This window comes from Myxacorys almedinensis A, from assembly GCF_010091945.1.
Lineage (GTDB): Bacteria > Cyanobacteriota > Cyanobacteriia > Leptolyngbyales > Leptolyngbyaceae > Myxacorys > Myxacorys almedinensis.
The window spans coordinates 154,895-171,298 of the sequence record NZ_WVIE01000006.1; the positions used below are offsets into that span (position 1 = coordinate 154,895).

At 45.8% G+C, this 16,404-nt stretch carries 23 protein-coding genes; 13 read left to right on the plus strand and 10 right to left on the minus strand.

Annotated elements, in window-relative coordinates; translation table 11 throughout:
* Positions 1-62: 62 nt before the first annotated feature.
* Positions 63-599: an NAD(P)H-quinone oxidoreductase subunit N gene (ndhN, locus tag GS601_RS07060; protein ID WP_338016980.1), complete on the minus strand. Its 537-nt coding sequence runs from the start codon at positions 597-599 to the stop codon at positions 63-65.
* Positions 600-854: 255 nt separating this feature from the next.
* Between ndhN and GS601_RS07065 the strand changes: the two genes are divergently transcribed.
* Together GS601_RS07065 and GS601_RS07070 are read left to right on the plus strand one after the other, a co-directional pair.
* The gene (locus GS601_RS07065) at positions 855-1,283 is read left to right on the plus strand and encodes a hypothetical protein (RefSeq protein WP_162422566.1); all 429 of its coding nucleotides are present in this window, start codon (positions 855-857) and stop codon (positions 1,281-1,283) included.
* Between the two features lie 346 nt (positions 1,284-1,629).
* Positions 1,630-2,487 (plus strand): hypothetical protein, encoded by an 858-nt coding sequence (locus tag GS601_RS07070; RefSeq protein WP_162422567.1) that lies wholly within the window; start codon positions 1,630-1,632, stop codon positions 2,485-2,487.
* A gap of 67 nt (positions 2,488-2,554) precedes the next feature.
* Here the strand turns inward: GS601_RS07070 and GS601_RS07075 are convergent, their stop codons facing one another.
* From GS601_RS07075 to GS601_RS07085, 3 genes are all read right to left on the minus strand, one after another.
* Positions 2,555-3,400 (minus strand): tetratricopeptide repeat protein, encoded by an 846-nt coding sequence (locus GS601_RS07075; RefSeq protein ID WP_162422568.1) that lies wholly within the window; start codon positions 3,398-3,400, stop codon positions 2,555-2,557.
* 16 nt (positions 3,401-3,416) lie between these two features.
* Positions 3,417-4,268, minus strand: a complete 852-nt coding sequence (locus GS601_RS07080; RefSeq protein ID WP_238393128.1) for a tetratricopeptide repeat protein — start codon at positions 4,266-4,268, stop codon at positions 3,417-3,419.
* 144 nt (positions 4,269-4,412) lie between these two features.
* Positions 4,413-5,153: an LmeA family phospholipid-binding protein gene (locus GS601_RS07085; protein WP_162422569.1), complete on the minus strand. Its 741-nt coding sequence runs from the start codon at positions 5,151-5,153 to the stop codon at positions 4,413-4,415.
* Positions 5,154-5,391: 238 nt separating this feature from the next.
* On the opposite strand from GS601_RS07085, the gene GS601_RS07090 reads away from it, so the two are divergent.
* The 5 genes from GS601_RS07090 (at position 5,392) to GS601_RS07110 (ending at position 7,711) form a co-directional block, all read left to right on the plus strand.
* Positions 5,392-6,045: an acetoacetate decarboxylase family protein gene (locus GS601_RS07090; protein ID WP_162422570.1), complete on the plus strand. Its 654-nt coding sequence runs from the start codon at positions 5,392-5,394 to the stop codon at positions 6,043-6,045.
* Between the two features lie 112 nt (positions 6,046-6,157).
* The gene (locus tag GS601_RS07095; RefSeq protein WP_162422571.1) at positions 6,158-6,682 is read left to right on the plus strand and encodes a GNAT family N-acetyltransferase; all 525 of its coding nucleotides are present in this window, start codon (positions 6,158-6,160) and stop codon (positions 6,680-6,682) included.
* A gap of 254 nt (positions 6,683-6,936) precedes the next feature.
* Positions 6,937-7,155 (plus strand): hypothetical protein, encoded by a 219-nt coding sequence (locus tag GS601_RS07100; protein WP_238393129.1) that lies wholly within the window; start codon positions 6,937-6,939, stop codon positions 7,153-7,155.
* Between the two features lie 151 nt (positions 7,156-7,306).
* A complete protein-coding gene (locus GS601_RS23540; RefSeq protein WP_274381954.1) occupies positions 7,307-7,435 on the plus strand; it encodes a hypothetical protein in 129 nt (42 codons plus the stop codon).
* A 66-nt stretch (positions 7,436-7,501) separates the two neighbouring features.
* Positions 7,502-7,711 carry a hypothetical protein gene (locus GS601_RS07110; protein WP_162422573.1) on the plus strand — a complete coding sequence of 70 codons (210 nt, stop codon included), beginning with the start codon at positions 7,502-7,504 and terminating at the stop codon, positions 7,709-7,711.
* Between the two features lie 107 nt (positions 7,712-7,818).
* Here the strand turns inward: GS601_RS07110 and GS601_RS07115 are convergent, their stop codons facing one another.
* The 3 genes from GS601_RS07115 to GS601_RS07125 all read right to left on the minus strand — a co-directional run bounded on the left by GS601_RS07115 (position 7,819) and on the right by GS601_RS07125 (position 9,122).
* Positions 7,819-8,196, minus strand: coding sequence for a type II toxin-antitoxin system RelE/ParE family toxin (locus tag GS601_RS07115; RefSeq protein ID WP_162422574.1), 378 nt, complete (start codon positions 8,194-8,196; stop codon positions 7,819-7,821).
* Positions 8,189-8,428: a type II toxin-antitoxin system RelN family antitoxin gene (locus GS601_RS07120; RefSeq protein ID WP_162422575.1), complete on the minus strand. Its 240-nt coding sequence runs from the start codon at positions 8,426-8,428 to the stop codon at positions 8,189-8,191. Before GS601_RS07120 ends, GS601_RS07115 begins: the two co-directional genes overlap by 8 nt.
* A 349-nt stretch (positions 8,429-8,777) precedes the next feature.
* A complete protein-coding gene (locus tag GS601_RS07125; protein WP_202924923.1) occupies positions 8,778-9,122 on the minus strand; it encodes a TroA family protein in 345 nt (114 codons plus the stop codon).
* A gap of 252 nt (positions 9,123-9,374) precedes the next feature.
* Between GS601_RS07125 and GS601_RS23895 the strand changes: the two genes are divergently transcribed.
* From GS601_RS23895 to GS601_RS23545, 6 genes are all read left to right on the plus strand, one after another.
* Positions 9,375-9,464: a DUF4351 domain-containing protein gene (locus tag GS601_RS23895; RefSeq protein ID WP_162422576.1), complete on the plus strand. Its 90-nt coding sequence runs from the start codon at positions 9,375-9,377 to the stop codon at positions 9,462-9,464.
* Between the two features lie 116 nt (positions 9,465-9,580).
* A complete protein-coding gene (locus GS601_RS07135; protein ID WP_162422577.1) occupies positions 9,581-9,919 on the plus strand; it encodes a type II toxin-antitoxin system RelE/ParE family toxin in 339 nt (112 codons plus the stop codon).
* Positions 9,909-10,193 carry a helix-turn-helix domain-containing transcriptional regulator gene (locus GS601_RS07140; RefSeq protein ID WP_162422578.1) on the plus strand — a complete coding sequence of 95 codons (285 nt, stop codon included), beginning with the start codon at positions 9,909-9,911 and terminating at the stop codon, positions 10,191-10,193. Before GS601_RS07135 ends, GS601_RS07140 begins: the two co-directional genes overlap by 11 nt.
* Before the next feature lie 110 nt (positions 10,194-10,303).
* The gene (locus GS601_RS07145) at positions 10,304-10,675 is read left to right on the plus strand and encodes a papain fold toxin domain-containing protein (RefSeq protein WP_338016981.1); all 372 of its coding nucleotides are present in this window, start codon (positions 10,304-10,306) and stop codon (positions 10,673-10,675) included.
* Positions 10,676-10,693: 18 nt separating this feature from the next.
* Complete coding sequence (locus GS601_RS07150; protein WP_162422580.1) at positions 10,694-11,053, plus strand: hypothetical protein; 360 nt, start codon at positions 10,694-10,696, stop codon at positions 11,051-11,053.
* 144 nt (positions 11,054-11,197) lie between these two features.
* Positions 11,198-11,329: a hypothetical protein gene (locus GS601_RS23545; protein WP_274381955.1), complete on the plus strand. Its 132-nt coding sequence runs from the start codon at positions 11,198-11,200 to the stop codon at positions 11,327-11,329.
* 61 nt (positions 11,330-11,390) lie between these two features.
* Here GS601_RS23545 and GS601_RS07155 read toward each other — a convergent pair whose 3' ends face one another.
* The 3 genes from GS601_RS07155 to GS601_RS07165 all read right to left on the minus strand — a co-directional run bounded on the left by GS601_RS07155 (position 11,391) and on the right by GS601_RS07165 (position 16,041).
* On the minus strand, positions 11,391-12,386 hold the full coding sequence (locus GS601_RS07155; RefSeq protein WP_162422581.1) for an ABC transporter substrate-binding protein: 996 nt from the start codon (positions 12,384-12,386) through the stop codon (positions 11,391-11,393).
* 58 nt (positions 12,387-12,444) lie between these two features.
* Positions 12,445-14,949: a TonB-dependent siderophore receptor gene (locus GS601_RS07160; protein ID WP_202924924.1), complete on the minus strand. Its 2,505-nt coding sequence runs from the start codon at positions 14,947-14,949 to the stop codon at positions 12,445-12,447.
* 96 nt (positions 14,950-15,045) lie between these two features.
* Positions 15,046-16,041, minus strand: a complete 996-nt coding sequence (locus GS601_RS07165) for a helix-turn-helix transcriptional regulator (protein WP_162422582.1) — start codon at positions 16,039-16,041, stop codon at positions 15,046-15,048.
* Between the last annotated feature and the right edge of the window lie 363 nt (positions 16,042-16,404).

The following is a 16,404-nucleotide window of genomic DNA, read 5'->3' on the forward strand; positions in this document are numbered from 1 at the left end:
AACGTCGGAGGTCTTGCTCGGAGGTCTTGCACTGCGGGGTTTAGTCTATCTTCTCTCCCCGCTCACGCGATCGCAATCACCTCGGCAAGCGGCGACCAGCGAAAATAGCGTTCCCCCCCAACCTCAACAACGAGTTTTAGGCGCGGCTCCAGCGATGGCAGGTTTGTCAGATACTCAAGCTCTTGGCTAGAAAGAATGTGCCCTTCAATGATCCATAGCAGTAGCCCTTTGGATTTGGGAGGCAGATTTTCAACGTGAGTGGTGACGATCGGCGGCGCAAAATGGCGATAGCCAACGGCGGCTCCAGAGCCTGTACTTTTCTTGCCCAAGTGCGGTGGGCGAATGCCATGAACCCCAGTGAGATAGGTTGCCACGTCGCCGAGTCCTCTAGCCGTGATGCTCAGCGAGGTATACCCCGCCGCTCGAATGCGCCGCCGATATCGTCCCTCAAACCCACCCTCTAGGGGGACGTATGCGCCCAACGCGCCATACTTTTCAATATCTTTAATGAACTGTCCGCCGGTTGTAATCAGTGCCATGTGCGATCGCTCCTTTCCCGTCTTCTCTTCATAAATACCGCATATCAGAAGGTTGTTCACCTCCAGCTTGCCAGCTTTCGAGGCTCAGCCTGAGATAGATAGGGCACTTGCTCGTTCTTAATTCTACAGGTGCCTCTGTTGTCTGTGTTGAGAAACATTTGAACAGGCTCATTGCGGGATCACCAGTAGGCGATTGGCTCTGCTAAACTCTGCAAAATGGTTCGCGTATGGCAGCGCGATCGCAAAGACAGGTAGCGAACTGCCGCCCCCAACTCTTAAAATTAAGACACCTTTTACAAAACGCAATCAACAATCATGAACTCTGCTGCATTTCAGGCAGGGAAAGACAAACCGCCTATCTTCCGACCGTCTCAGATTGTTTATTTAGAACACGGTTTAACCCGGCTCTACGCAGAAGTCGTGCAGTTTGTGGAGATAAGATGCCAGTGTTGGGTGCGTCCGTTGGCGTTGGTATCTCAGTCAGATAGGTTCATCGATTGGACGGACTGTAACCGCTTAGCTCTTCAAGATTTACGCGACGGATCTGATCTAATGTGCCCCGCCGTTCTGTTCAAACTAGCCTTAGATACTGATGTAATTCCTCTCCTGTCATGGCTTTACAGCCTAGATGCTAACCCCGACCTTAAAGCAAAAGCCAAACCTGCATCTCAACAACTGCATCAATTTATTCACATCATTTGGCAAGCTCATCCAGAGGTGTTTTCCAGCAAACAGGCTAGATAAAGCTAAATTTATTCTGCCTGTTCTGATGGGTGCAACGTTGCCATACATCACCCTGTTAGGCTATGTTCTACCCAATTGGTGTTAAAGAATACCTCGGCACTTTGTAGGGCTAACTTTTTGTAGGGCTAACTTTGGTGGGTCACGGTTCTTTCTTGCGAGATGTTGCCGAACGTGCTTTCCTAACTCCACTAAATGCAACAGGGTGAAGTTTCGTAAGAAGACATAGCAGCCCTGATCGTAGTGAGCAAACATAATGAGCAAGCAACAGTCCCTCAGAGTGAGTTCTCCTCTAGGTCGATGGTTGATATCAGCTTCATGCGGCTTGATAGCTGCAATCTTTTGGAACTTGGCAAAGCCAATCGCGGCAGTTTGGTTTCATCAGTCCTTATGGCTTGCCTTGGTAGGCTTACTTGTAGGAACGGTAGCCTGGCGGTTGTGGGAGAGGCAGATCAAGCAGATAAAACAGTGGAATCATGAGCTAGCGTTGCTACGGAAACAGCTAGACTCCGCGCAGGATCAATTTGCAATTCAAGCTCAGACAAGTGCTGCGTTGAAAGAGCAGGAGATTTCTAATGTTCAACATTATCAAATCACAATTCGCAACCTCGAAGAGGAGTTAAGCATCGTCACAGGCGGTTATAAGGTCAAGATTAACGAGCTTGAACAGGAAAAGAATTCTTTAGCTCAATGTATAGATGACCTAAATGAGCTTTTGAATTCGGTGGGAGAGGAGAACGAAAGTCATCTCATTGCAAAAGAAGAACTCTTGGAACAGAACGGCTCCCTTGCAACTGAGAACGCTTCCCTCATCACTCAGAGCGATCAACTCAAAACTGAAAATGAGCAACTAAAAAAGCGCAATGAAGACCTAACGGCTAAAGTTAACCGGCTCAGACATTCTATGCCTGATGAATTACTGTCTAGCTTTTTACCAAACGTAGAATTTTTGAGAGACTCGATCGACACCTTGTGGACGGAGGTGCACAGCCCAGGTAGACTGCTCAAGCAGATTCAAGAAATCAGTGAAGGAACTGCTGTGAGAGCCGAAAGGATAGAAGGCACAAACGCTTGGCTAAAACAGCGTGTTCAACACCATTGGCGCATCTACTTCAGACGATGTGGCGGAGCAAGATGTCAAGTTTACGTTGCTCCCAAACGATCTCAGGACGCCGATCTTGAATGGATAAAGAAATATCTGTGCTGATGCGGCGGGGATTTTCAAAGACCTGTCAGGCAGTTAGCTTTTGTCCTTCTCCCTGGTAGAAGAGGGACTAGAGGTGAGGGCTTCCGATTTCCTCTGAACTCGTTTGAATCAAGGCTTGAAACCGGCTGTCTACTCGCAGAGATTGCAAATTTGCATCTGTGTCTGCCATGCTTCGGTAGATTGAAGGAGAAAGCTGGATTGCTCGTTTTAAGCTCTGCAAAGCTTCTTCTGACTTACCTTGCAGGGCAAAACAGCACGCTCTACCGTACCATGCGCTAGAGTTGCGAGAATTGATTTTGAGGGAGTTTTCAAAGCTTGCAGAGGCTTCGAGGTAACGGGTTAAGCGCGTTAACATCATGCCTCGGTAGGTCCAAATATAGTCGGAGTTGGGTTTGATTTTGAGAGCAATATCAACGTCTGTTAGAGCAGATGCGTACTCGTTGAGCGAGGAGAGGGCGATCGCACGGTTATACCAAGCTTTATAACTGTCGGGTTTGAATGATATGACCTGATCAAAGCTAGCGATCGCCTCTTGATATCGCCCCAAATTTAACAGCGTTTTTCCCTGATTTTGCCACCCTCGATAATCTTGGGGATCGAGTTTGAGCGATTGATTAAAACTTGTGAGCGCATCTTCATATTGGCATAGCCTGCCTAACGAAATGCCGCGACCCTGCCAAGCCAAGCTGTTTTGGGGGCAAAAGGTGATCACCCGCTCAAAGGTTGCGATCGCCTCTTCGTAGCGTCCTAGTTTTTCTAACCCATAGCCTCGACATAAAAGTGCTTCCACATGGTCAGGGTTGGCGGCTAAAACTTGCTCGCATTTAGCATAATGCCTGCCATAGCTACCAATTAGCGATAGCGATCGCCCTGTACTTTTATATCGAGTTTGAACATCATCCCAGGGAATCATAGTCGTGTAGCAGCGCTCAGGTCTCCCGTGGCGCTCGGAAGGAAAGGAGGGATAGAAATCGATTATCTTGACGCAACTGATCAAAGTCACCGTTGCTTTGAGCAATTTCTTGGTATTCGTCGGGGCTAAGTTCGATGGCTTTTTGCAAATGCTTGAAGGCTAGGTCAAAATCCCCTTGAATGGCATAACAGCAGGCTTTGTTGTACCACACGGTGGCGGCTTCTGGTCTGAGGGCAAGGGCGCGATCGTAGCTTTCTAAGGCAGCATCGATTCGTCCTAAGTGATAGAGAGCATTGCCGCGATTTGTCCAAGATTCTTCAAAATCAGGTTTATACTCCAGCGCCTTGTCATAGCTGGCAACGACTTTCTCAAATTGCCCCAGTTTCCGGAAGGCAAGCCCGCGGCTATACCATGCCCAATGGTAGTCGGGTTTGAATTCGATCGCCCGATCGTAGCTGTTGATCGCGTCTTCGTAGCGCTCTAAATTTCGCAAAGAAATGCCTCGGTTGTACCATGCCCAGTGATAGCTAGCACGGTATCGAATGGCGTGGTCGTAGCTTGCAACCGCTTCCTCATAGCGTCCCAGTTCATCTAAAGCGTTCCCTCGATTGTTCCATGCTTCAGGAAACCCAGGCTGGTATTCTAGGGCTTGGTCATAGCTTGCGATCGCGTCTTGAAACCGACCCAGATGATAAAGCGAGTTGCCCCGGTTATACCAAGCGTCTGGGTAATCGGGTTTGTTATTGAGGGCAGCTTCATAACTGTGAATTGCAGTTGTGTAAGCTTTTGTTTTGTTGAGATAAAGTCCTTTCTGAAAGAAAAAGGTTGTTTCCACGTCTTGAACTTGGCTCATCGCCTGATTTGTCATCGCTTAGAGTGTCCTTGTTAAAGTTCCCAGGATGATCTAGCCAACAACACACAAGGGTAGGAAATCTTAATAAGACCAGGAAAAAGAAAAGTTTCTAACAGCCAAGCGCGGTGAAACCAATGGTTTAATTTTATTATTTTAACTCTATAGAAAGGGAATTTCTTGAGTTTGAGTTTCGATGTCTAATAGGACAGTTCGGTCTTTAATTTTTAGAGAGCAAACTTTTAGAATTGTTCCTTCTAATTGAAAGTAAGGTTGCTCTGCGATCGCATTCAATCTTTGAAGAAGTGCGATCGTAAATGGAAGCGATAATCCTTGTTCAGGCAAGCAAGAAAACGTCTCTAATGAAATGGGTTGAGTCTCGGTACGAGCGCGAATTACAACTGAAAAGCTGACCTGGCGAACTTGCTGAGATTCTTGCAGTTTTGCTCCTCCCGAAAAGCGAATTTTGTTGTCGCTAGGGAGGCGAATCGAAAAAGGCGGACACAATTCAACCGTAACAAGCTTTCGATTTACCTCTAAATGCAAATGAGGAAGCTTTTCAAGAATTATTTTTGAATTTAACGCCTGAATTAAGTCTGCCTCGGTCAAAACTAAGTGAGTGCGGCTATTAACAGGTTCGTTGAATCCAATTTTTCCTAGGAAAATGCTTAAAGGATCAATGGCAATTTGATCTGTCGTGATTTCCAACTCTTGAATCCGAATTCCTTCTTTAGTTAAACCTCTGCCTTTTACTGATATTGAATTAGAGCGACCTTGAAAAAGATTAAGCAGGTTTGTCTTTGTCGCTACACCAATTTGCCTTACGCTATCTAACTGGCGGAGTATAGTTTGCTTAATAATATTAGAAACGGCTTGATCTTCGGGTCGCGATTTGCCTGACATGGTTAGAATACTTCTTGTAAAAAATATTTAGCTATATTTGGCTTTATTTTGGCTAGATTTAGCCCCAATTTGCCTCTACACTTTGAGAGATGAAGAATTGAGCAAAAACCTCTACTAATATAAATAGAGAAGGAGCCTTACCTGTTGTGAAATAAACTGCTCGACATCGAAAATACAGCCAGTTTACAAGCCCAATCTTTCCCAATCTTTGTCAGATAGAGTCATTTAGAGTCATTGCATGAGCTACCCCCAAGCCCCTTGGAGCCTCAAAGGATTTGCCTACCAAACCCTGCATCTGATTGATGTTGCTAAAGCATCAGCCCATGTTCCAATTGGGCTAGAAATTGTCTCCTTTCTGCCCGGAAAAACCCTTGGTGGAGTCTATCTTTCGCAGTATAAAGCTGGCTCAACCTTGCTATATAGCGAATTAATTGTAATCGCCGCGATCGTACGTCGGCATAGCGCGATTGGCATGTGGGTTTCTCACATTTATGTGGATAACCTAGAGTCGGTTGAGGGCGGTCGCAACATTTGGAAATTGCCGAAAGAAGCGGCGGAGTTTCACTGGTCAAATCAGCAGAGTAATGTATTAGTAAAACAACGCGATCGCACGCTTTGTCACTTTACTTCTGGCTGGCAGCTAAATTTCTGGCGACAAAATGGACAGGTTCTAACATACAGCCAGTTAGAGTCTGATTTACTTTTGTTTGAAACCTCTGCTGCTGCTGATCTTGCGATCGTCACGTCTCGTCTAGAGGTGCCAAGCTCTAGCCCATTTGCCCGCCTCATCGACTCTCCACCTTGGTTAACCGTAAAAGCCGAAGGGTTAGATGCCACGGTAGGTGTGCCCAGCGTAGTTGCACCCGGCACAAAAATCTTCGCAACCCGTTGAATTTATTTCATGATAAATAATTGTATGCATCTGTTTGTCTGCTGATCAAGATAGAGAAAATCTGCTGCTAAGCTAGGGTTAAGCAGCACCAAGCAAGAAAGGTAGCACCAGCATGAGCCTTGTCTTTGAAACTCAGAGATTGCTGTTAAAGCCAAGTTCAAAGAGCGACCTTAGGGCTTTGCATAGCATTTTTGCTGATCCCTACGTTAGGAAATATCTATGCGATGATAAAACATTTTCTTTGCAACAGGTTGAAGAGATGCTGATAGCAAGTCAGAAGCTTTTTGATGAAGAAAAACTTGGTTTGTGGCTGATAGAAACAAAGAATCGACGTGAAATCATTGGGTTTGTAGGCTTATGGTATTTCTTTGATGAACAGCAGCCTCAGTTAACTTATGCGTTGCTGCCGAAGGGAACCAAACAGGGCTATGCAACCGAAGCCGCAACTAAGATTTTGGAATACTGTTTTAAACATTTAGGTTATAAATATATGGTGGCAAGTTCTGATGCATCTAACCTTGAGTCGCATGGGGTTGCTGCGAGATTAGGAATGCAAAAAGTAGAAGAACGAACGATTAATGGAAACCTTGTAGCGTTCTTCAAAATTAAGCAGACAGTATCATCAGCCGCACGATGAAGCTTTCTGTTCACACGGTTGAGCAGCTTCAGCAGCAGAGCGATCGCTCAAACTGAGATGCTGAGTCACGATCGCTTTGTTCGTTCACATCAGATGAATTGATGCACGTTGCCGTCTGCGATCGATAATGTTTTTCAGGCGAAGCGCGACCCGTAAGGGTCTGAGGTGTAATTTCTCGCAGTTGCGCTTTGTGTTAAATGTAACCTTTTTCAACCTCTACTATAATAAACTGACGCATGATGAGTTGTGAGGTCATGATGAGTCAGAGTTCTAAATTTGAGCAGACCCTAAGTGAGATAGATGCGCTATCACTTGAGGAGCAGGAGTCGCTGATTCAAATTGTGCAGCGGCGTTTGGCTGAGCGGCGACGGGTAGAAATTGCGGCTAATATTGCTCAGGCAAAAACAGAGTATGCGGCAGGAAGAGTATTTCGTGGCAACGCTGAGCAGATTATGGCTGAGTTGCGGAAATGAAAACGCTGGTTTTTGCAACCTCATTTAAACGGGCATACAAACGATTGGTGCGGCGACAGCCAGATTTAGATGAGAAGGTTGAAGAACGGCTAGCGTTATTGGCAGCTAATCCATTTGATCCAGTGTTGCAAACCCATAAATTGAAAGAAAATTGGCTGACTCGTGGGCATGTTCGGTGGAGTATGACTGTCGTATTGTGTTTGACTTCGTTGAGAATCCTGAGACGGGAGAAACAGAGATTTTGCTGATTGACATTGGCTCTCACGACGAGGTGTACTAAGGAGTTTTATGGATCGCTCTGAGTTCTGGATAAGGTGAGCGCGATCGCTAACATCATCTCGACACCTTGAGAAATGAAAGCGCGATTTCAAAAATCATTCAACTATCAAGCGCGATCGCACAAATTATTCAACCATTAAACGCGATCGCACAAACAATCGAGCGATCGACAATGAAGCGCGATCGCACATTGTTTGTTGCTCTACGTTCTGCAATCGCACTCCTCAATTGCGGTTCCTCTAGAGTTGCACTTTGCGTTAATCGCGCTTCTGCCTAAGCTGCCGGATGATACGCGATGCACTTGAAAGGCGATCGCTTGAGAGCATCGATCGCAGATTCGCTTTATTGATTTTGGGCAAAGATGTTGGAGTTTCGATCGCTCAATCAGCAAGAGGCGTTTGAGTCTTTCTCACCCTGATACGTTTCAATCAAATCTTGAATCTCCTTAGCGCTGATAGTTGCTTGGTCAGACTTGGAATAAATTAGGTGAAGGATAACACTGGAAGGAGATGTAATTTGATAAATCAGACGATAACCACCACTTTTACCAGATTGAGCATCACTATTCCTGGCACGAGCTTTATAGACTGCGTACTTTGTCTCTGGAATTTGCTCACCGATAAAATCACCTAGGAGCAGACAATCTAGAATTGGCTGAATGTCTGTTTTAATTCGACGATAGCGTTTGGCAAGTCCTTTAAGACGGCGTTTGAAAACATCTGTGAATGTGAGTTGTACTAGAGCTTCGGAAGAATCAGACATCAATTCCATCCCAAAGTTCAGAGATAGGAAAGGTTTGACCTGCCTCTGCTTGACGGAAAGATTCCTTTAAGTCAGCCAAGATTTGCGTTTTCGAGTCTGCTTCTGGTTCAAAATTTTCATCAAGTAGGGTAATTCGGACACGAACTCTAGCGTGCTTACTGAAACTAAGGGGTTGGAGTAGTAAAAGTTGTCCTTGTTCATCGATCGCACCCATTACCTCAATTTCCTGCATTGCCCTACTCACTCAACGATATGCTATCCGCATTGTAGCAGTGGGCTTTCACTCCCCGCCTACCCATCACCCTTGCACTTAGGGCAAACGCATGAAAATTATTGAGACAAGATTCTAAGCAGATAGGCATCATCCCATCCTGCCTTTTTGCGTTTGCCCTGGAAAGTGGGGCGATCGTAGAACAGAAATAAGGACAGAATCGTTATCATTGCATATGGCAATTGTCTCATTTGTACCGAGCAAAAGCCTATTTTGACGGCTAGCGGAGCTTTTTTTGAATGCTAGACGGACTTTTTTAGAGGATGCGGTTTGGTTGACGAATTAACGAGATATTTATAGAGATCATCAATTACGGCGTTAGCAGCAGATGGATCGTTCCATGTCCATGTCCAAAAATCGACCAAAAAAATTGATTGTTCTGAACCGCTTTTAGCTGCTTCCAAATTGGCTTGTGCTTTAATCTCTCATAAGTTTCCAGTTCTCTAAAGTCATGGGTATACAGCAGGAATAAGACATCACCATCTAAAACATCCAGTCTTTCCTCAGAGATGTTAAAGATTCCTCTATCTGGCAGGACAACATCCTGTGCGGCTGGGCGTTGCAGTCCAACTTCTTCGAGAATAGAACCGACAAATGAGTTTTTGACCAAGACATAGTTGTTAGAAGGCGCAGTACTCGCGATCGCACAAATCATTCAACTATCAAGCGCGATCGCTAACATTATCTCGACACCTTGAGAAATGAAAGCACGATCGCAAAATTTATTCAACCAGCAAGCGCGATCGCACAAATCATCTAGAGATCGACATCTTGAGAAATGAAAGCGCGATCGCGGAAATCATTCAACCAGCAAGCGCGATCGCACTTCACAAAACCTCTGAGATGCGAGCGCACAAACCATCAAGCGATCGACCATTGAGCGCGATCGCGCCTTTCATCCCTACCTTTGCCCGTCCTGGAAGACCTCAGCGAAGCCTTACTCGATTTCACCACATTGGCAGATCTAGAGGCTTGGTTGGAAGCGATTAACCACTGAGCGCGATCGCAAAAACCATCAAGCGATCGACAATCAGAGCGCAATCTCCGGAGTAAAATAGAGCGATTTAAGGATGGGGGCGATCGTTGAGAAAATTAGAGCCTGGAGACTGAAGTGTGGATGTACGTCCGATCGAGGTTGAGATCTACGAAACAGAAGAGGGGAGAGCGCCATTTTCTGAATGGGTGATGCAATTAAAAGATATTCAGGCATCTGCTAGGGTCTTGCTGAGGTTGGATCGAGTCAAGCAAGGAAATTTGGGAGATCATAAGTTTATTGCGGATGGGATGTTTGAGTTGAGGATTGATACAGGGGCGGGGTGTCGGGTGTATTTTGGGCGAGTTGGCAATGAGCGGATTGTGATTCTGTGGGGTGGGGATAAGAGTACGCAGGGACGCGATATTGAAAAAGCATTAGAATTTTGGATGAGTTATCGGAGTCGGGATGATGCCTAAAAGTAGAGCTTATGAAGATGAGTTGATGGTGTATTTGCAGGACTCGCAGCGGGCGATCGCTTATTTGAATGGGGCGTTGGAGGAGGGTGATCCGGAGTTTTTGCTGTTGGCGTTGCGGAATGTGGCGAGAGCAAAGGGGAAGACAATCAATTTTCAGTTTGGCGATCGAGTGAATGAGTCGGGTGCATTGGTGCTGGAGTGGCATGAGTTGGTAAAAGTGCTGACCGAGTTAGGGCTGGGTTTGGCTGTAAAAGAAACTTCACAGGCGGCTTAGAGGAGCGATCGACCATCAAAGCGCGATCGCACAAACCATCAAGCGATTGACCATCAGAGCGCGACCCTGGAGCAAAATTTGAGCGATGGGTTCAGAAATTTGAGTGATGAGTGACGAAGGCTGTGAGCTTAGAAACAAATGAAGAGATTTATCGGGAGGTTGGCAAAATTGTTGAACCATTCGAGGTACTGGAGTGTCTTGAGTGCGCTCAGGCGGTGATCAGTTGGTTGAAGCAGAATCAGATTCAGGGAACATTACTGAGGTTAAGAACGAAGTATCGAGATGAGTTTATTTTGAGCGATCGCTGGGAGAAATTTGGTCGCACCGAGAGTATTTCGACGAATGGGATTCATTATGGCGTTGAAGTTCGGGGAAGGGTGTTTGATAATCTGTCGATCGAGGGGTTGAGTAGAGAAGCCTGGATAAATGATTTTGCTTGCCGTAGAGGAGCGTTTATCCTTGAGGAATTAGAACAGGTTTGAAGCATCGGAGTTGGGGCAATGAGTTCTATATTTGGAATGTTGGAGAAAATCAAGGCAAGACCGGGGCTGTATATCTGTCGGGCTTCGGTGAGTGATTTGTTTATGTTTGTAGTTGGCTATCGAACGGCGAGAGAAGAGCTTGGGATTGAGCCGACGGAGGCAGAGTTTGATTTTTATGGGGAGTTCCAGCCTTGGCTTCAGCAACGGCTGAAGATAACGACTTCTAGTTCTTGGGCAAAGATGATTGAGTTGGGCTGTGGGAGTGAGCAGGAGGCGTTTGTACGGTTTTTTGAGTTGCTGGATGAGTTTTTGTTACGGGACGATCGAGCCGTTGCGATCGCGAAAGACCCATCTGTAGAACTCTCAAGGGCACAGTAGCGATCGCACTTCAATCTACGATAGCCCCCTAGTTCTAAACCGCGATCGCACAAATCATCTAGAGATCGACATCTTGAGAAATGAAAGCGCGATCGCACAAATCATTCAACCATCAAGCGCGATCGCTAACATTATCTCGACACCTTGAGAAATGAAAGCACGATCGCACAAATCATTCAACCAGCAAGCGCGATCGCAGAAACAATCGAGCGATCGACAATGAAGCGTGATCGACGAAGCTTGTGGAAGGGTGGTATTGCAGAGGAAGGAATGTGATCGCTAAAGCTGCTCCTAGCGATCAATTGTTGGGCAAGATCAACAATTTGAGCGGCAAATTTTAGGCTGCATTGATGAGATACCTATCTATATCGTCAATCACCACATCAGCAGCAAGCGGGTTTCCTACCGTCCATGCCCATCCATCTACAGCATAGACTCGTTTCTGTTGAACTGCTTTAAGCTTCTGCCAAAGTGGGTCTTCTAGCAATCTTTGAAGCAATTTTTGATCCTCCTCTTTGTTGAAAGACTGAACAAACAGAATGTCACCGTCAATTGCTTCGATCTTCTCTTGGGAGAAGGCATCAAGCACGCCGTTCGGAGTCGCAACATTTTGAATCTCTGGTCGCTTTAAGCCAAGGTCGGTGAGGATAGTTCCTGCAAAAGAATTTTTCGTTTGTACCTCAATGCCGTACTCTGTGCTGACATGAATTATGGACACTTTTTCGTTCTCATATCGGTTCTTTATCAGCTTCTTCAGGTCTTCAACTCGTCTGTCGTAATGATCTAAAAGCTGCTTTGCAGTATTTTCTCTTCTCAATGCCTTAGCTACAAAGCTGAGATACTCTTTCCAGTCACCTGTAGAAGACGTTGTTCTGGCTGGCTGAGTCAGCAGAGTAGGGCTAATCTGAGAGAGAAAAGAATAGATCTGACTATGATGATCCCAACCTAAGATTAAGTCAGGTTTTAAGAGAAGTATTTTTTCCAGATTTAAAACATCGCTTGCATTTGCGACTATCTCTATGTCCTCTACTTTGCCTTTCAAGTACTCTGGAAACTGATCTAGATTGCCTGTTACTGAGGTAATGCCTATTGGTTTGATTCCAAGAGCAAGAGCATTCGCAAGCGCAGGAGTGTAGAGAGTAATAAGGCGCTTCGGATCGCTGGTAATACAACTTTCGCCCATCATGTGCTGTACAGTGTGGCAATTTTTAGAGAAAGCACGATCGACGTTTGGCGAAGGATGGGTTAGTTTGAAATTGCAAGCAGAGCTAATAAGAACCGTCAGACTAGCAATTAGAAACAACGCAATTACACGATGAGATTTTATAACCATGACATTCTAAACGCTGTAGAAGTTGTTCAGACAGCAAACTAGCATCTGCCTTGCTGAGCTAGAACTCTAAACCAATAGAACCAGTGATCGTTAAAGGTTCACCTCTGAAAAGGAAGAGACTTCCACCATCTGAAGCTCTGAAGTAATCTGTATTGAATAAATTGCGAACATTAATCGCCATGTTCAAGCGATTTCTACGGTAGTAGAGTGCTGCATCGGTACGTAAGTAGTCTCCCAGCGTGAAAGAGTTGCTTAAGTCTCCTGGACGATCGCCCACATAAGACAATCCTAAACCAAATCCCAAACCTCTCAATCCGCCGTTTTGGATCTCATAGGTTGTCCACAGACTGACTTGGTTTTTCGGCACATTTGTTAATCGATTACCGACTGGGGTAGAGTTGTCTTGAGTGACTTTTGCATCCGTATGAGCATAGGACGCAATCACCTTCCAGCCAGGTAGAATTTCGCCCGAAACATCTAGTTCAATTCCACGGCTTCGTTGCTCTCCGACTTGGATCGAAAATTGAGGATCATTCGGATCGGGTGTTGTAATGTTTGACTTAGTAATTTGATAGGCTGCCAATGTTGTCGAAAGCCTTCCATCTAGAAAGTCAGCTTTAACACCCACCTCAAATTGTCTACCTTTGCTAGGTTTAAATGCTCTCCCATCTGGGTTAAAACCAGAGGTTGGATTAAAAGATTGACTGTAACTGGTATAGAGAGAAACTGATTCACTAGGCTGATACACTAATCCAATGCGAGGACTGAATGCGCTATCTTGCTGTCTTGGAGTACCCTCAACATCTGTCGTAATCCAATCTAGCCGTCCGCCTATTAATAGCTTCAGGCTATCTAGAAGAGCAACTTGATCTTGAAGGTAGAGACCATAGCGTTGAGTGGTTGGCTGGGGAAAGACAACCCGCTCTGTAAAGGTCGGAGATTGGATATTATAATTTGGGTTAAAGATGTCTAGATCGGGCACACTGACAGTTTCACGCGAAAACGTTTCGATGGTGCGATTTGCATCAAAGCCAAATAAGAGTTGGTGTGAAATCGATCCAGTCTTAAATTTGCCAACCGCATCAATTTGACCAAAGTAATTTTCAGTTGAGAATTTAGAATCGGAAGCACTCATCTCTAGGAGGCGATCTCCTACTCCTATTAATGCGGATGGATCGGCAGTTGTGTCACGGGCATTACTAACTGTTCCTGAAAAAGTATTGCGAATTTGCCAATTGTCATTGAGTTTATGATTCAGCCCATACCCAAATTTTTGCGTAGTAAAATCTCTAAAAGAGAAATCCGGATAGCCCAGGTAGGTGCTTCGAGGAGACTTGCTACCATCGCTGAGAAGAACAGCATAACCTTCTGGTGGATTGGCAAAAGAATTAATGTATTCATAGTATAAATTTAGATCGGTGCGATCGCCGATTTTGAAAGATATAGAAGGTGCGATCGTAGTTAGCTTACTAGTTGCAAATTCTTGAAAGCCATCCAAATTTTGATAACTGGCATTAAGACGATACAGCACAGTTTTATCAGTATTGAGCGGACCAGAAAAATCAAGGCTAGGCTGAATGAACGAGCGGTTTCCCACTTCAAATGTGAACTTGCGGAAAGGCTCACTTAGCGGCTGTTTTGTGGCGACATTGATAATCCCACCTGGTTCTACCGCCCCAAATAGCACTGACGCAGGACCTTTAAGGACTTCAATTTGTTCAACCGTTCCAAGACCTGTAAGACCAGTTCGATCTGTATCTCGGAAGCCATTTCGGAACTGTTGCTGCTGTTGGAACCCTCTGATGATGACGCTACCTGTAGGTGCGTCAGCAAACCCTCCATTATAGACAACACCGCTTACTGTTTCTACTGACTCAATCACCGTCCTGACATTCCGATCTTCTAGAACTTGTTGAGGAATGACTTGAATGGACTGAGGAATATCGCGAAGTGGTGTATCTGTTCTTGTTGCTGTAGAACTATTTGGAACTCGATACCTTCCTTGCCCTTCTCCCGTCACCGTCACCTCTTCCTCTGCAACATCTTCATCAGCTTCCGCGTTCAGCACCAATCCCCCTACACTTGGAACGACTTCCACAACTGGAACCGCAGTTTCTCCCGTAATTCTTATCTGTACTGCTGTTGGAGTAGCTTGAATGACCTCGATCGCACTAATCCCCTCTCCGGGTTTGTCGATCGCAACTCGATTCCCCTCCGGCAGCACCAACACCGCATTATTCAACTCCGAAACCAGCGTATTCCCTTCACTGCGATTGGTCGGAGCCTGAGTGATTCCCGCGCTCGTCTCCAAAATCACCCGCACGGTTCCCCCAGTCGGTTCTACTCGAACGCTCGTCACCCGAACGGTTGCCGCTTCCACCTGTGCCATCCACTCTTGCACCGTCGTAGCAGGGCGACGATCGCGCACTGTCCCTAGCGCATCCGACTCAACAGGCTGAGGTACTGCGCTCTGCTTCTCCTGGGCGGTTCCGGGCAACGCAACCCCCACGATCGCCCACACAATCCCTAAAATCGCCAGTCGTTGCTGCACTTGACTCATCATCTCACCACACCACAATTAGAAATCTTTCTCAAAAGATACTGGAAATGCAGGTGTGATTTTTAATGCAAGCGAGAGCTAGACGGAATTTTTCGAGAGCTAGACGGAATTTTTTTGCTGTTTCTGATAATTCTTCGGGTTCACGCCAAAATGTTTCCGAAACGCCAACGCAAACGGACTGCGATCGCGAAACCCGATCGCCCGCGCAATTTCAGTAATGTTCATGTCCCCTGCTTCTAGCAGCGATCGCGCCTGCTCCATGCGATAGTCTCGTAAATACCCATAGACTGTTTTGCCAAAGACTTCTCGAAATCCTCGCTTCAGGGTACATTCATTCAGCCCTACCTTTCGTGCCAACTGCATTAGCGTGGGTGGATTTTGTAGCTGATGCAATAAAATCTCTTTGGCATAGTGTAATCTCTCAATCTGGTCGGGTCTGAGCAACGAGATTTGCGGCTCACCTGTCTGAATTTCAATCTGCTGCGTAATCAAGAGCGACATCAGTTCCAGCACTTTGCTTTCCAGGTACATCCGCTTTGCGATTCCTTGGTACGGGCATTGTAAGATTTGTTGGGCGATCGTCTGCATCGGCAAGGTTGCAACGCCAGAGCGTGAGTAATACTCCTGATCTGATCTCCGAACTAATGACTGCAATGCTTCAGGTAACTGTCCCTCTGAATTCCCCACAAACGAGCATAGAACGTCCGGTTCTAAACAAATAATCACTTCCAAAAAAGGCTGATGTTCCAGATAGCAAATGGTTTCTTCAGGCGCTAATCCGCTACCACAGAACGCATATCGTTTCGTTCCTAGCGCATGATACTTGCCCTGATGCTCCCCTGAAAAGTGAAAGTGATACCCTAGACAATGCTCTCGCTCCAGATACTTAACCGCCGCGCGATCGTGAAATCGCAGATCGCAAATTCTCAACAGTATCCCCTCTCGAAGCTCAATCTCTTGCTTGAAGCCGCATCCTAACTGTTGAGGGAATTGATAGATCTGATCAAATTGATCCTCAATATCGGGATGGTGTAACTGTCCAGCCGTTTCATAGCAGAGATCATCATACGCTTGCTGAGAAAGAATCAGAGTCATAAATAGCGAAGGGGAGAGCCGCGATATTTAACATTCCCCATCATATTTTATTGCAACTCATTCTCATATATGTAGCAACAAAGACAAAATACCGAACTGAAATCTTGCACCATTCTCAACGATCGATGCTTCAAGCATTTCGTTCATCGCATTCACTCGCCCCGGACTGAAAGTCGGGGCTAACAGTACTAAGTCCCCTTCAGTAGAATGGCACTGACTTAAGGATAAAGCTGCGTATCACAAAAAATCTCTAAACTTAGACCTCGACCGAGGATTAAGCTTAGAGACGAACAAAAAATAAAGCTAACTCCATCATGATTGATATCGTGAGCGTTTTGCACCATAAGCTTCACGCCGGAATTG